General features: G+C 55.2%; 21 protein-coding genes. 6 read left to right on the top strand and 15 right to left on the bottom strand.

What is annotated here, in order from left to right; all coding sequences use genetic code 11:
* From AC0V6L_RS04435 to AC0V6L_RS04385, 11 genes are all read right to left on the bottom strand, one after another.
* On the bottom strand, positions 1-573 hold the full coding sequence (locus AC0V6L_RS04435) for a tail tape measure protein (protein WP_486153175.1): 573 nt from the start codon (positions 571-573) through the stop codon (positions 1-3).
* Entirely contained in the window at positions 566-763 is a 198-nt protein-coding gene (locus tag AC0V6L_RS04430) for a phage tail assembly chaperone (RefSeq protein ID WP_486153174.1), read from the bottom strand. The genes AC0V6L_RS04435 and AC0V6L_RS04430 overlap by 8 nt, the downstream gene beginning before the upstream one ends.
* Positions 760-1074 carry a gene transfer agent family protein gene (locus AC0V6L_RS04425; protein ID WP_486153173.1) on the bottom strand — a complete coding sequence of 105 codons (315 nt, stop codon included), beginning with the start codon at positions 1072-1074 and terminating at the stop codon, positions 760-762. Before AC0V6L_RS04425 ends, AC0V6L_RS04430 begins: the two co-directional genes overlap by 4 nt.
* Positions 1071-1478: a phage major tail protein, TP901-1 family gene (locus AC0V6L_RS04420; protein ID WP_486148558.1), complete on the bottom strand. Its 408-nt coding sequence runs from the start codon at positions 1476-1478 to the stop codon at positions 1071-1073. Before AC0V6L_RS04420 ends, AC0V6L_RS04425 begins: the two co-directional genes overlap by 4 nt.
* Before the next feature lie 14 nt (positions 1479-1492).
* Entirely contained in the window at positions 1493-1879 is a 387-nt protein-coding gene (locus AC0V6L_RS04415) for a DUF3168 domain-containing protein (RefSeq protein WP_486153172.1), read from the bottom strand.
* A gap of 167 nt (positions 1880-2046) precedes the next feature.
* Positions 2047-2598, bottom strand: coding sequence for a head-tail connector protein (locus AC0V6L_RS04410; protein WP_486153171.1), 552 nt, complete (start codon positions 2596-2598; stop codon positions 2047-2049).
* A 183-nt stretch (positions 2599-2781) separates the two neighbouring features.
* Positions 2782-3954: a phage major capsid protein gene (locus tag AC0V6L_RS04405; protein ID WP_486153170.1), complete on the bottom strand. Its 1173-nt coding sequence runs from the start codon at positions 3952-3954 to the stop codon at positions 2782-2784.
* An 84-nt stretch (positions 3955-4038) separates the two neighbouring features.
* On the bottom strand, positions 4039-4446 hold the full coding sequence (locus tag AC0V6L_RS04400) for an HK97 family phage prohead protease (protein ID WP_486153169.1): 408 nt from the start codon (positions 4444-4446) through the stop codon (positions 4039-4041).
* Positions 4443-5609 carry a phage portal protein gene (locus AC0V6L_RS04395; RefSeq protein WP_486153168.1) on the bottom strand — a complete coding sequence of 389 codons (1167 nt, stop codon included), beginning with the start codon at positions 5607-5609 and terminating at the stop codon, positions 4443-4445. The genes AC0V6L_RS04400 and AC0V6L_RS04395 overlap by 4 nt, the downstream gene beginning before the upstream one ends.
* A gap of 41 nt (positions 5610-5650) precedes the next feature.
* Positions 5651-6757: a DNA-packaging protein gene (locus AC0V6L_RS04390; RefSeq protein WP_486155044.1), complete on the bottom strand. Its 1107-nt coding sequence runs from the start codon at positions 6755-6757 to the stop codon at positions 5651-5653.
* A 214-nt stretch (positions 6758-6971) separates the two neighbouring features.
* Positions 6972-7349 carry a hypothetical protein gene (locus AC0V6L_RS04385; protein ID WP_486153167.1) on the bottom strand — a complete coding sequence of 126 codons (378 nt, stop codon included), beginning with the start codon at positions 7347-7349 and terminating at the stop codon, positions 6972-6974.
* Positions 7350-7693: 344 nt separating this feature from the next.
* Between AC0V6L_RS04385 and AC0V6L_RS04380 the strand changes: the two genes are divergently transcribed.
* On the top strand, positions 7694-8314 hold the full coding sequence (locus tag AC0V6L_RS04380; protein ID WP_486153166.1) for a YqaA family protein: 621 nt from the start codon (positions 7694-7696) through the stop codon (positions 8312-8314).
* Between the two features lie 15 nt (positions 8315-8329).
* Here the strand turns inward: AC0V6L_RS04380 and spt are convergent, their stop codons facing one another.
* From spt to AC0V6L_RS04365, 3 genes are all read right to left on the bottom strand, one after another.
* Positions 8330-9577 (bottom strand): serine palmitoyltransferase, encoded by a 1248-nt coding sequence (gene spt, locus AC0V6L_RS04375; protein WP_486153165.1) that lies wholly within the window; start codon positions 9575-9577, stop codon positions 8330-8332.
* Positions 9578-9591: 14 nt separating this feature from the next.
* Positions 9592-9834: an acyl carrier protein gene (locus AC0V6L_RS04370; RefSeq protein WP_486148538.1), complete on the bottom strand. Its 243-nt coding sequence runs from the start codon at positions 9832-9834 to the stop codon at positions 9592-9594.
* A 137-nt stretch (positions 9835-9971) separates the two neighbouring features.
* Positions 9972-10340, bottom strand: a complete 369-nt coding sequence (locus AC0V6L_RS04365) for a response regulator (protein ID WP_486148536.1) — start codon at positions 10338-10340, stop codon at positions 9972-9974.
* A 57-nt stretch (positions 10341-10397) separates the two neighbouring features.
* On the opposite strand from AC0V6L_RS04365, the gene AC0V6L_RS04360 reads away from it, so the two are divergent.
* From AC0V6L_RS04360 to AC0V6L_RS04340, 5 genes are all read left to right on the top strand, one after another.
* Positions 10398-10685 carry a DUF3572 domain-containing protein gene (locus AC0V6L_RS04360; RefSeq protein ID WP_486155043.1) on the top strand — a complete coding sequence of 96 codons (288 nt, stop codon included), beginning with the start codon at positions 10398-10400 and terminating at the stop codon, positions 10683-10685.
* On the top strand, positions 10682-11311 hold the full coding sequence (locus tag AC0V6L_RS04355) for an HAD family hydrolase (protein WP_486148534.1): 630 nt from the start codon (positions 10682-10684) through the stop codon (positions 11309-11311). The genes AC0V6L_RS04360 and AC0V6L_RS04355 overlap by 4 nt, the downstream gene beginning before the upstream one ends.
* Positions 11308-11763: a RidA family protein gene (locus AC0V6L_RS04350; RefSeq protein ID WP_486153164.1), complete on the top strand. Its 456-nt coding sequence runs from the start codon at positions 11308-11310 to the stop codon at positions 11761-11763. The genes AC0V6L_RS04355 and AC0V6L_RS04350 overlap by 4 nt, the downstream gene beginning before the upstream one ends.
* A gap of 67 nt (positions 11764-11830) precedes the next feature.
* Positions 11831-12490: a glycerophosphodiester phosphodiesterase family protein gene (locus tag AC0V6L_RS04345; protein ID WP_486153163.1), complete on the top strand. Its 660-nt coding sequence runs from the start codon at positions 11831-11833 to the stop codon at positions 12488-12490.
* On the top strand, positions 12487-13623 hold the full coding sequence (locus AC0V6L_RS04340) for a GNAT family N-acetyltransferase (RefSeq protein WP_486153162.1): 1137 nt from the start codon (positions 12487-12489) through the stop codon (positions 13621-13623). The genes AC0V6L_RS04345 and AC0V6L_RS04340 overlap by 4 nt, the downstream gene beginning before the upstream one ends.
* A gap of 3 nt (positions 13624-13626) precedes the next feature.
* Here AC0V6L_RS04340 and AC0V6L_RS04335 read toward each other — a convergent pair whose 3' ends face one another.
* Positions 13627-13956, bottom strand: a complete 330-nt coding sequence (locus AC0V6L_RS04335; RefSeq protein ID WP_486148526.1) for an SEL1-like repeat protein — start codon at positions 13954-13956, stop codon at positions 13627-13629.
* Between the last annotated feature and the right edge of the window lie 191 nt (positions 13957-14147).

Here is a 14147-nt window from a genome sequence, read left to right as displayed (position 1 = left end):
TCAGCTATCTTGAAGAGCACGGCGAACGGCGCTTGCGACTTGTCTGGACGAGCGCTGCATGGCTGTGGGCGCGGCGGTTCCGCGAGGGGTTGCCAGCTGGATAGCGACCCGTACATCGCGATTGCCACCAATTGCATTGCTGCCTGTTTCAATCCGGCCTGCACTTGTGGGAACAAATAATTCCGGGCCCCTTTCGCCAACGACATATCCACGTCCTGGCGAAACTGGACCGCCTGTTGCGCGGCCTGGCAGGCCAAGCAGCCCGCTCAAGGTTGACTGTAGAAATCCCCCAAAACCGCCATCAGAACCGCCAAAAAGCGAATTCAAGCCGGAGCTAAGCGCATGGGACGCGATTTCATCAAGTGCGCTGAATGCGACGCGTTTGAGATCATCAAACCCCAGGCTGCCGCTGCGCAAAGCGGACCGTAAACCGCGCTCCAACGTGTCACCAGCGCGGCCAAAACCGTCTAGCAGCGAAGAGTCCACCGTTTGCCGCATAGTCTCAAGGTCAGCCGAGAAGCCATCCGTTGTTGCGCGAACATCAATTACGAGTTCTTCAAAATTGTCATCCATTTGCGTCGCGCTCCATAATTTTTTCAATGAGGTCGTGGCTTGGCGGGGCGACTGCGGTTTGCTCAGGATCGCTTAGAGACATGGCCAGTTCGCTGGGTGTCGCTTGCCAAAATTCATTTGGCCGCCATCCGAGCAGGCGCGATGCCAAGCTGCACCAACGCGGCGCGCATTCGCTGAATTGATCGCTCACGTTTTGCCTTGCAGCACTTGACCAAGAACCGCGCGGACGGGTTTGGTCGCATTGACCAAGCCCATTGCGAGCAGAGCGGCACCCAAGTCTTCGCGTGATGGCCTGCCGCTGTCAGGAATGCAGTGCCAAATCAGGCCCGCCATTTCCGCGATCGTCATTGACCCGCTAGAAGCGCGTTCGACGAGGGCGAACAGCGAACCCAGCTCCTCCTCCGCCAGAATGAGGTTCTCAAAACTGGGACGAAGGACGTAGTCGCTCGTCCCAATCTTGATCGAAGTTTCCCCTCTTAAGGGATTGGCCGATTGGCTCACGCTGGGATGACCGGACCGGAGCTTTCCAATTGGAACGTGTAATTGCGTTCGCCATTGAAATCGCCCGAATAGTCGAGGCGCTGAACCAGAAAGCGGCCTCGCAGTTTCGCGCCGTCTTCGAATGATAGCTCATAGTCATCAAGGGTGCCGGCAAGCGCATGAGCGCGGACGGCATCTTCGGCGCCGCTGCCGAGAAAAATACCGGCGGCGCTGACCGAAACCGATCGGGTTCCCGCACCTGAAAGAAGGTCGCGCCAGCCACCTGATTCCTTGTGTGTGACGACAACACTATCGCCATTGATGGTCAATTGGGTTGTGCGAAGGCCTGCTACTGTTTCGTAAGCAGGGGTAGCGGCACCATCACTGATCTTAAGCAGGAAGGCTGAGCCGTTTTGGGCAGACATGGCTTTCTCCAGGGTTAGCTTTGAAATATACGGATGCGGAATTCGAGAAGTGCTCCGCGCAAATTGACATCGCGCGCTTCGCTTCGGGCACGCAAAAAGCGGATCGAGGCGATTTCGAAAGTTGGTTGAACCGGCGGGAGATCGAGGACACGCGCTTCAATCGCGTTTACTAAACTTCCATCCGCACCCGCATCATCGGTGCGGGTTTCAAGCTCTAGCGCGATACGCACTTCTCGGCCGCGGCGGTCCTTTGTGCCCCAGTCAGCCGAAGCGCTCGCTGCAATGCCCAACCAGGGCACGGCAGAACGAAGGGGGCTTTCCTCCTCAATCGCATTGATGACAGAGAGTGCGGGATCAGTGCGCAGCCAATCAATCAGATGCGCGCGCAGTTCATTTTCCATTGGCTATCAGTCCCGTTCAAAAGTGGGCCAAAGATATTGGGGTGAGCGCCAGGGGTGCCCCTTGGAGCTAATCCCGGCTACCGATCGCTTGTTGTGATCTGTTGCTAAGCGTTTTCCCAAGCGTGACAGTCGCTCAACCAACGCTTTGGAATTCGTTTCTACTTCGATCATGTAAGTCGGACTTTGCGCCATGGCTGCCAGAGCATGGCCACACTGTGCGGTAGAGGCATGACCTTTGCATTGGCTTGATCGCGTTCGCGGAAGTAAAACGCGGCGAGACGGATAATTCCCTGCTTCAATGCAGGTGGAAGATCTTCCCAAATGTTCGCGATCCCGACGTCAAACTGAATCGCGAAGGATCCGGTATTGCCGGCTTCGGTTATCTGGAACCGAGCATTGCCATACGCGTCATAATCAAAATTGCTCGATTGATCAGCGAGCACCTTGCGTGTGCCATCGCTTGATATGGTCTCGACTTTCGCCAAAGAGATGGCGGGGGCACTAGCGAGGCAATGCCATCCCATCTTTGCAGGAATTCGTTCCTCAACCGTTTTCCTCAGAGGCGCCTGAGCAATCGTCTCTTCGCAGGTTGCAAGGCTTGCTGCCAGCAAATCGATAAGCAGCGCGTCCTCATTTGGGCGGCTAACACCAAGCCAGGCTTTCAGATCAGCGAGTGCAGGGCCGGTAACATCAGAGGTTTGCACGATCGTCGGACGCATTGCGTTCTCCCGGATTTGCGAGAATTGAAAAAGGTTGCACCCGCGCCGCCACACAGGGCGAGTGGGCCGCCTGAGGGGGCGCGGGTGCGAGGTGCCGACCGGGGAGCAAGGGGGAACTCAACCCGGCCGGGAGGGCTTGAGCAATCTCCCGCTAATGCGAAAGGCTACTCAAAAGACTGCCGATTAAGCTTCGATTTTCAGAAGTTTGATGGCATTGCTGTCGAGCACTTTGCCGCCGACGCGCTTGGTTGCGTAGAAGTGGACGAACGGCTTGTTGCTGAACGGATCGCGCAGGACATTGGTCGCGCTATGTTCTGCGATCAGATAGCCATGACGGAAGTTGCCGAACGCGATGGGGAATTCGTCCGCTGCGATGTCCGGCATATCTTCCGCTTCAACCACAGGATAGCCAAGCAAGCGATCTGGTTGGCCTTCGACCATTCCAGGCTGCCACAGGAAAGCGCCATCGCTGGTTTTGAGTTTGCGCACAGTGGCCAAAGTTGCTGAGTTCATCACAAAGCTGGCGCCCTGGCGGTGGCCGGCTTTAAGCGAGTGAATGAGATCGATCAGCTTTGCATCAGGCGCGCTGTCGAAACCATCACTATCGCCCGATCCGATATACTGTACCGATCCAAATGCCCGAGTGCCGTCCACTGCCATGCTCGTGGTGGCCGTCAGAAAGCCTTCAGGTTGGTCTGAGCCAGTGCCAGAGACAAATGCGGCGCCTTCGGCGCGGGCAAATTCCATGGCAATTTCGCTTGCGAGCCAGTCTTCAAGGTTGAAAGCCGCATCATCGAGCATGCCTTGGCTTGCAGCGGGATTGGCATACAGATCGCCGCTTGGCGGGGCGATTTCGGCAAAGTTGGGCGCTGCTGTTTCTGGGCGCGTTGCAATTTCACTGACCCAGCCGGATGCAGTACCGCCAGTTGCGACCAGCTTGCGATAACCCGAAGTGCCAGTTTGCACGACCTGGGCGAGCGATCGGATCGGGCTGATCTCCTTTAGCTCCCGAGCGATCATCGCGTCGATTGCTTTGGGAACGGCATAGCCGCCATCACTTGGTGTCGCACCATTCATTGATTTGATCTCCGCCTCTTGACCGCGGCGCAGATAGCCATTGACGAAGCCTTTGACTTCTTCGCTGCCAGCCACCGATGTGCCGATCGCAGGACGCGATGCTGCTCGGGCGACTTTATCCATCCGTGCTTTGACTTCTTCAACGTCGCTTTGCAGCGTTTGGATGTCGGCTTCGGCCTGATCTTGGCGAGCTACGATGTCGAAGCTCTGATCCAGCGGATCAAGTGCTTCGGTGGTCGAAGTGACCGCGGAATTTGGAGTGTTAGTGGAGGTATCCATAGGGCATTTGGCCTTTCTTTGGGCATGAAAAAGGCCGCCCAATGGCGGCCGGTCGGAATACAAAATTTGATGTAGGTATATGCGTCAGAGCACGAAGTGGACGCGCGCTCCGAACTGCAGTGGGTGAGTGACGAGGCTGACCTCGAACAGGTCAATTCCAAGCAACTCCCTGCCCGCTTCGGATGTGCGCGCATTTCGCGCTCGATATCCAAAACTGAGCCCGTTTACTGAGGCTGTTTGAAGCAGATGAGCTGCTCGGCTGCCGGGGCGGTCAATTTGAGCGACAACACGCAAGCCGCGATTGTCTTCGGCAGCGATTTCAATTGTACCAATGCGCTGGTCAGGCCGGTGCTGCCACAAAAGCGGCAGGGGTTCTGTGCGAGATCGCAGAGTTTCCGCAAAAGCGCCTTTGCGAATTGTGTCGCCATCTGCATCTGCGATATCGAACAGCCCGGCATAGCCTGCAAACCGGATCGAAGGATGAGCGTTCATTGGCTTGCACCAGAGGCTTCTTCAGCCGGGAAACCCAACAATTCGCGTTTTTCCGCGCGGCTTAAGAATTCGGCATCGGAAACCTGTTTCCAAAGTCGTTCGCGATCCTCTGACAGAGCCGTGATACGGTCAAGATCAACAGTGATCGCAGCGTCAGGGAACCAGGGCTCAAGACTTTCGCTCAATGCGGAAAAGACTTTGTCTGCGAGCGGAAGCAATGTGAGGCGCCAAAGAGCCCGGTTGGCCTCACGGTAGTTCGAATATGTGTTGTCACCCGGAAGGCCAAGCAACATTGGAGGAACCCCGAAAGCCAAGGCAATTTCCCGTGCTGCCGTGCTTTTCAGCGTAGCGAAATCCATGTCGGCGGGCGAAAGCGCCATACTCTGCCATTTAAGGCCGCCATCAAGCAGCATGGGACGACCTGCATTGCTTGCTCCTGAGAACGCGTTTTCCAATTCAACGCGCAAGCGATCAAACTGGTCGGTCGATAATCCGGCTCCATCGCCTGTGTCATACACGAGCGCACCGGAGGGGCGGGCGGCGTTTTCAAGCAGTGTCCGGTTCCATTGCGACGCCAGATTATGGATCGCAATGGCACGGTGAGCTGCCGCGAGCGCTCCTGCACCGTAATGATCCTCAAGCGGATGCATGGCTTTGATTTGTACGACACCGGGCCAGCCATCCTCGTCCTCGGCGGCGATTGTCATCGTATTGCCAGAGGCAGTGTATTCGTAAGCGCATGGCCAGCCTGAGGCATCCGCAACCACTTTGACCCGGTCAGGTCGGAGCGCGAAAAGCTCAACTGGTTGCCCGCTGGCATCCTTGATAATGTGCACATATCCGTTTCCGTGAAGCAGGATATGCGCGGCGAGGGTTTCGACAAGGGATTGCCCCGCACTTGTGGCGGCGACCAGATTGGCAAGCCGCGGCTCACTGCTGTTCAGCGGAGCTTGGCCCACGCCTTCTGCTACAATTCTAACGGCTCTTTGGGCGATAGGATTGGTGAGAAATCCATCTTGCACCGCGCTTGAATATTCATAATTGCGCGGGCTTGCTGAGCTCTCATAAGCGGAAAGCCAGCTTGGCCAAATCCCTTGTGAAAGCGGCACGCGGTTTTGCTCGCCGCTTTTGAAAGCAGCGAGCATTGTGTCGAATAACGCCATGAGTGTTCCTTTATAGATTGAAATTCGAGAATTCTCGAAGGTCAGATAGATCGCACGCTAGGGCGCGATGCCGGGCCAAGCATGAGTTCGTGCAGCGCCCAGACAAGAGCATCAGCCCGATCAGGGCTGCGTCCGGGGCCTGCATAATCGCCGCCTGCAATAAGACCGCACAATTGGTCTTCGAGCTGCGGGAAGTGCCCGCAATGACGCACGCGGCCCGACGCATAAAGAGCCGCAATGGGTTCGGCTCTGGCAGTCTTACTCCGAGTTGCGTGGACGAGTTTCACAGGCAGCGTTTCGTTTGCAGCCAGCAACACACTTTCGACCATGGCGCCGCCCTGATTGGCCTCAGCGATAACGCGGTCTGCTTCCCAGGCATCGCAAGCCTGGGCAACTGCCTTTGCCCATTCATTGGGCTGCGCACCCGCAATGGAGCAATCGGCCAAAATTCGGCCCAGCCCATCACTGCCGAGCGCCGCGACTACAATGCCGCATTCATCGCCATTGGTCGAAGCGGGCGGATCGACTGCGACAACAATGCGAACATGATCGGCGTGACCGCCGGTCTCTCTCACGCTTTCGATCAAGCTTCGGGACCATAGCGCCCCTTCGATGTCTTCGATCAGTTCTCCGCCGATCTCTTGTCTTGCCAGCCTAGAACCTTCGAATTCGCTTTCGATGGCCGATAAGAAACGCTCAGGTAGATTGGCGGCATTGTCATGGGTCGATCCTCGTGTGACGACCGCGTCAGAGCTTTGCTCTTGGTTGAGCAAACGCTTGACGAGAGGCACAGAACGCGGAGTTGTTGTCGCTGTTACGCGGGGATCATTTCCCACACGCAATCCCATCAAGAGATTGTCCCAACACCGCGTCGCACGGTCATGAGCCAAGGGCCACTTTCCGATTTCATCACACCAGGCATGGCTATGCTGCGGCCCGCGCAGTGTTTCGGGTTCGGCCGCTGAGAAAAGCTGTGCCTGCGCTCCATTAGGAAATTTCAACCGCCTTAGCGATGGTTCGAAAGTGGGCCGGCTTTCTGGCGGCGTGCACGCCAACAATCCGCTTTCTCCTTCGACCATGACGGCCCTTGCTTCGGCCAAAGACGATGAAACCAGCGCAATACGTGCGGCTGGATCGCATTCAGCAATTGCCCTGACCCATTCGGCACCGGCTCGTGTTTTGCCAAAGCCTCTGCCTGCGATGATTAGCCAGATTCGCCAATCGCCCGGGGGGCGAGTTGGCTGTCGCGAGCAAAGTTACCCCAGTGAAAACCGAATTCCGCTCGCTCCTTCTTGCTAAGCGAAGAGACAATCATGTCCCGTGCATTGACAGGCGCATCGCCTAGCCAGTCCAGGCCGCCAATCATGCTGGTGACTTTTGGCTCTGTGCTTTTTCAAGTCTCAACTTCAACCGGATGTCTTCGACTTTTCGGTCGATCGAAGCACGCACCTCGGCGGCGCTAACATTGCGCTGCTGCGCTTGCGCATGCACCACATTGTCTCGGTGCGCGGTTAATAGGCGAATGGCATTGGCAAAGTCGTACTTGCCGTTGTCAGTTGCGGTCTGATCGCCTTCGCGCAGGCGGCGCAAAACTTCCATTTCCAGATGGGAATATCCTTCCCAAAGGGCAGCCAGCCAGTCCCGCGCAAAATCGGGTTCCTCGCGCCTTGCTTTGTAAGCCCGTGACGGTGTGACTTTGGCCAGTGCCGCAGATTTGGTGACATTTGAGCTTTCAGCCAAATGAGCGAGGAATTCCTTGCGCCAATGTGGGCTTGTCTTGCGTTGAGTGCAGGGCATTGACGGATTGCCGCGATTGGTCATGTTTGTTCTCCAGGCGAGGCAAGGCGGCAGCGGCCTGTTCTGAAAACCCGATAGGATAGTCAGAATAAACCGCCAGAAAACGACTCACACTTTTTCGATGATGCCCTTTACTAACCAAAGAGCGTGACGTTGTCAATACAAAAGTGCCAAATAGGTTATTTTCCTCCCTCTTGCGCGCAGAGCTCCCGTCGCCTAGGCCGCCGGCAACAGATGGAATGAGGGCCTTCGAATTGGCTTGGCTTCGCGCACTTTATGATTGGACTATGGCTAAGGCTGCCCATCCCAAAGCGGTTTGGTGGCTCGCGTTTTTCTGCTTCATCGAATCCAGCTTTTTCCCGATCCCGCCTCACCCCCTTTTGGGATTGATGTGCCTCGCAGAGCCAAAGAAGGCTTTGCGGTTTTCTATCATAGCAACACTCGCTTCGGTTGCGGGCGGGCTGCTGGGCTATGCGATCGGGTTCTATTTGCGCGAATCTGTCGGCGAGCCTCTGTTGGCGCTGATCGGCCTTTTGGACAGCGTCCCTGCTGCTGAGTGCACTTTCAACGAATACGGGGTTTATGCTGTCACAATCGCTGCTGCGACGCCGGTGCCGTTTAAGCTTCTAACGATCACCGCAGGGTTTCTCAGCATGGACCTGTTGCCATTCACGCTTGCTGCATTTGCAGGGCGAGCGCTCATTTTTGTGACCGTTGGAGTTCTCTTTCAGGTCTTCGGACGCCCAATCAAGCGGATCATTGATCAATATCTGGGCACAGTGACCACGGTGTTTGTCATTCTGGTCGTAGGAGGGTTCCTCGCCATAACTCAGCTTGCCGGTGAGGGAGAGGATGACGATCCGTGCGCTGCAACTTCAAGCCAGGTTGTTCCCGACCAGTCAAATTAGCCAGAGCACTTGGATCTAGGCGATAATTCCAACCGCTTTTCCTGCCCGTTCGAACATTTGCAGAATGGTCTTTACCTCATCCGCTGAATGTTCCGCGCATAATGAACAACGCAGCAAAGTCATTCCAGCAGGCGTAGCCGGTGGCCGCGCAAGATTGACATAGAGGCCCTCTTTCAAAAGCGCCTCCCACATCATGGCGCCGTGTTCGAGATCAGGCATAATGACCGCCACAATTGCGCTTTGCGGCTCATCTGTACCAAGCGAAAACCCTAAGTCCTTAAGGCCTTTGTGAAGCGTTTTGGAGTTCTCCCACAAATGAGCGCGCTTATTCGAACCGTGCATCAATTTTCGAATGGAGGTGGCAGCGGTCGCTACAACGCTGGGAGGCAGACTTGCCGTGAACACATAGGGGCGGCAGACAAGGCGCATGATATCGAACTTGGGGTGATTGGAGACGCAAAAGCCGCCAACAGTTCCCACAGACTTCGAAAACGTTCCAATGATGAAATCCACATCATCGATCACACCTTGGTCTTCACACACGCCGCGGCCGTTTTCACCGATGAAGCCCATGGAATGCGCTTCATCTACCAAAACCATTGCACCATAGCTTTTTGCAACCGCGATCATTTCTTTTAGCGGAGCAACATCGCCAAGCATGGAATACACGCCTTCGAGGATAACGAGCTTGCCAGCGTCCGCTGGTATACGCCTCAGCCGTTTTTCCATCGCTTCGATATCGTTGTGCTTGAAAGGGACAATTTCGGCCCTGCCCATAGCGCAGCCATCATAGATCGATGCATGGCTGTCGATGTCGATAACAACATAGTCGCCTTTGCCAGCGATAGTGGAAATAATTCCAAGGTTGGCTTGGTAACCGGTGGAAAAGACCATGGCGTGATCCATTCCGTAGAATTCCTTTAGCGCATCCTCGCACTCTTTGTGCCCCTGATACGTGCCGTTGAGAACGCGGCTTCCGGTTGTGCCCGAACCGAATTTTTCAAGAGCTTCCTTGCCTGCCTCGATCACGTCTGGATCGAACGTCATGCCCATGTAATTGTATGTTCCAAGCAGGATCGTTTCGCGCCCGTTGCAAACCGCGCGGGTCGGTGACAGCACCTTTTCCATCACGAGATTGTAGGGATCTTCGACACCAGTCGCGAGAATGGTCTCGCGCAACTGTATCATACCATCGAATTTGGAAAAAAGATCACCTTTAGCGGGAGCTACTTCGGTCGCGGGCGGGCTAACAATGTCGTTCATTGGATTGCTTCTTATCAGCTATCTTGAAGTTTATGCACGGCGCTTACCAGCTGCCCGTAGGTTTCAATTTCGGCCTGCTGATTCATGCTAATGATGACGTCAAATTCGTCCTCAATTTCCGCAACGAAATCCATGACAGTGAGGCTATCAAATTCCAGATCATTGGCAAACGTCGTGCCTTCGGTGATTTCAACGCCTTTTTTGTTGAACGGTTCAATTAGCGTTCGAATGCGCGTGTCAACTTCGGCGCTATCCATGATCAGGGTCTCTTTCATTGTTGCAAGAACTGGGATGCCGGCGATTAAGTGTGGGCCAGGTCTTTCGCTCTTTATCGCTTCAAAATATTCACCGGCAAAATGGTCATTTACCGCTCAATTGCAAGCATCACGGCGGTTCAGGTCTCAATCAGCGCTTTCACAGCATTCATGAAAGGCAGGATGGAAACTGGCTTTGAAAGGTAGCCCGAGGCCCCCGCCGATCGGATGCGTTCCTCATCGCCCTTGGCCGCAAATGCCGTAACAGCCAGCACTGGAATTTCGCGCAAGGCAGCGTCCTCGCCTGCGGCTTTTATCAAATCAATTCCAGAGATACCCGGCAATTGGATGTCCATTATGATGAGGTTTGGCGATGTTTCACGCGCTTGATCAAGCGCCAATGCGCCATCTGCTACTGGCTGCACATCAAAACCATTGGCTTTGAGCACATCGCAAAACAATTTGCGGTTGAGGTCATTGTCCTCAACAACCATAATTCGCTTGGTCACGTCTCGCCCCGCCTTTGCTTATGCGAATTCAACTACTCTTACCCAAGGCTCTTCACAATCCCACATCCTCCCGCACAATCACACAATTCCAGCGCCCCATCAGCGCCAACCCTTGCCCTTGCCGTGATCGGCTGGATCATGCAGGACCAAGACCGTGCCGAACGTTACCTTTCGTTGACGGGTTTAAGTCCAGATACCTTGCGTGCAGGTCTTGGTGACGAACAAATTCTCGCCTCAAGCCTGGAATTTCTCGTCAACCATGAACCAGATCTGGTCCGAGCGTCAGAAGCTCTTGCCGTAACACCCGAAGATCTGGTCGCAGCCCATCAGGAACTTTCTCAATGAACCGCCCTCTTATTATCAGCGATTGTGACGAAGTGATCTTGCATATGGTCGCGCCTTTCAAGGAATGGCTGGAGGAATCTCAAGGCGTCGACTTTAATCTGGAAGGCGCAAATTTTGGCGAGGCACTGCGTTGGCAGAAGACAGGTGAATTGCTTCAGGCGGTGGATGTTTGGCGCAAACTTGGCGATTTCTTCAAGACCGAGATGCCGCGCCAGCAACCTATCGAAGGCGCGATAGAGGCTTTGGCTGTTTTGAATGAGCACGCTGATGTGGTTGTGCTGACCAATTTGGTTGACGAAAATCGGGAAAAGCGAGCTCAGCAATTGTTGGCGCACGGCCTCTCGGCGCCAGTGTACACCAACCAGGGACCGAAAGGCCCTGCTCTCAAGAAGATAATCGAAGAATATTCGCCTAGCCGGGCTGTCTTTATCGACGATTTACCTCAACACCACCATTCAGCAGCGGAAACGGTTTCGGATACGGTGCGATTGCACTTGTGCGGCGAACCCCTGATTGCCGGATCGATCGACTGCGCGCACAAAGCGGGGCACGCTGATGCGCGGATCGATCAGTGGGCCGAAGCTTTGCCTTGGATAATTAATCAATTGGAGGTGCAGTCACAATGACAATCGCATCGAGACTTAATGAATTGGGCATAGTGCTGCCTGAAGCTGCCGCCCCGGTCGCAAGCTATCAGCCGCTCGTTCACCACAGCGGTTTTGCGCATATCTCCGGTCAACTTCCATTTCACAATGGCAAAGTCATGACCGGGCGATTGGGAGAAGATGTCAGCTTAGAGCAGGGTGCCGAGGCCGCGCGAGCATGCGGGATGATGATCCTCGCGCAATTGAAAGCCGCCGGTTTGCTGGAACGGGTCGATCGCGTCGTGAAATTGGGCGCTTTTGTCAGTTCCACCAGCGATTTTACGGATCAGCCCAAAGTTGCGAATGGGGCTTCTGATTTGATGTATGAGGTTTTTGGCGAAAAAGGACGTCACGCACGGGCTGCAGTGGGTGTGCCAGTGCTACCGCTTGGCGCCGCGGTGGAGGTTGATGCTGTGATCGCAGTTAGCGAGTGAGCAGACGGCGTGTTCCTGATTGGTTGACTGCGTGGGAATACGCGCATCGCGGACTGCATGGGGGGCGGTGCCTGAAAATTCGTTGGCTGGTGCAGATGCCGCGATCGCTGCGGGCCTGGGGATTGAATGCGATATCCAGCGCAGCCTCGATGATGTTCCAATGGTGTTTCATGACTGGAATTTGAAACGACTGGCTGGCGCGGATGTTGAAACAGAACAACTGGTCGCAGACGCACTTGAAGAGAAGTTCACTTTGCTCGGCACCGACCAATATCCGGTTCGTCTCAGGAGATTTTTGCAACATGTTAGCGGGCGCGTGCCGCTGCTTATCGAAATAAAGTCCACGCCTGAATATAACGTTGAATTGACCTGCGCAGTGGTACGCTCGGAACTTCAATCGTATTCAGGCCGGCACGCGGTAATGAGCTTTGATCCGCGGGTCTCGCGGTGGTTCGCCAAACATTCCGCCACAACCTTGCGGGGGTTGGTTATGCGCGAGGATGAGCACGGCCACACCCAGACGCAGTCAGAGCGAAAGGATGCGTTGGCCTGCGCCGATCCCGATTTTCTCGCCTATCATATTGCAGCTTTGCCCAATAACTGGGTGGCTGATCTGCGCAAAGGTGGTCTTGCGATCCTCACGTGGACAGTAAACGCGAAAGACACGCGAGAGCGAGCTCTCAGACATGCCGATGCGCTGATCGCTGAGGGTGAAGGGTTGGCATGAGCGCCGAGCTTACTGTCCGGATTGCGCCGTCGGTTAGGGGTTTTGACGCGGGCCAATGGAATGCGCTGGGCGGCAACCGCAATCCTTTTGTCAGTCATGAATTTCTGACGGCGATGGAGGATTCTGGCAGTGTCGGTGTTGGAACCGGCTGGGAACCAGCGCCAATCGTTGTGACCGACCAAAACGACACTTTGCTCGCTGCGGTTCCGAGCTATGCCAAAGGGCATAGCCAGGGCGAATATGTATTTGACCATTCGTGGGCCGACGCTTTGCAGAGGGCGGGCGGGCAATATTACCCCAAACTGCAAATCGCAGCGCCCTTTACTCCTGCCAATGGCCCAAGATTGCTTTTGTCTGATCCATTCTTGGCCTCGCATCTCTTGCAAGGCGCGCAGGCGCTTTGCCTCCAAAACCAGCTTTCATCCGCTCACGCGACATTTATCGAGCCGGAACAGGTGCCTTTGTTCGAACAAGAGGGCTGGCTGATCCGCAACGATATTCAGTTTCATTGGTTGAACCCGGGATATGAAACTTTTGATGATTTCCTGGCGGCACTGGCGTCTCGCAAGCGCAAAAATCTTCGTAAAGAGAGGTTAGCAGCCCAAACAGGATTGAGGATACGCTGCCTTTCTGGTGACGATATCAGACCTGAACACTGGGACGCCTTTTGGGTGTTCTATCAAGATACCGGCGCGCGCAAATGGGGGGCCCCCTATTTAACTCGCGAGGCTTTTGAATTGCTCGGCGAACGGATGGGAGAACGGCTGGTCCTCATCTTGGCCTATGATGATGCAACTCCGATAGCAGGCGCATTGAATTTCATCGGCTCAGATGCCTTGTACGGCCGATATTGGGGCTGCACGCAAGAAGTGCGGTTCCTGCACTTTGAGCTGTGTTATTATCAGGCCATCGACATCGCAATCGAGCTTGGGTTGAGCCGGGTCGAAGCGGGAGCGCAGGGCGGTCACAAACTGGCTCGCGGGTATGAACCTGTCCAAACTCATTCTGCGCACTGGATCGCTGATCCTGGCTTCAAGGCTGCTATTGCCGATTTTCTCGAGCGTGAGCGCGAAGGCGTGGCGGCTGATCAGATTTTTCTGGGTCAGCGCACGCCGTTCAAATTGACCCGGTAAGGCTCAAGCTGCTTTTCGGCGCTCATCAGCCAGCCATTGCCGTGCGCGGCGTTGGGCTTCTGCAATCTCACGGGCTGTCATCTCTTCTGAAATGTCTGAGCGCGACCATGCCGCTTCGTCATGCCCGCGCGATGCAGCAAGATTAAGCCATTTGTGCGCTTCGATCAGATCAGCGTCCAATCCGCTGCTGCCGGTCGAGTAGGCCATGCCCAAATCGAACAAAGCTGAGATGTCGCCGCGCGAAGCGGCTGCCAGACGCGTGGCGATAAGGATGTCGTCGTCAGTGCTGCCCAGTTTTTTCGCGTCGGTTGTGTCGATTTGAGTCAGTTTCATTTGTTATTCCCCGTTCGTCGATCCGCCCCCCGCGCATCGCTTGAAAGGAGATTTCCAAGATCATGGTCAACAAATGGTTAACGCAGCTTGATATTCTTAACTCACAACTGGGGAGTAAAGTGCGGCCAAAGCTGGAAACGAAAATTTTATGGCGCCGCAATACTGCGAAATGAGCTTAGCCGCTTGTGCGG

The sequence above is a fragment of the Erythrobacter sp. JB1-15 genome (assembly GCF_057365035.1).
This window is presented reverse-complemented; position numbering and strand designations above follow the sequence as displayed.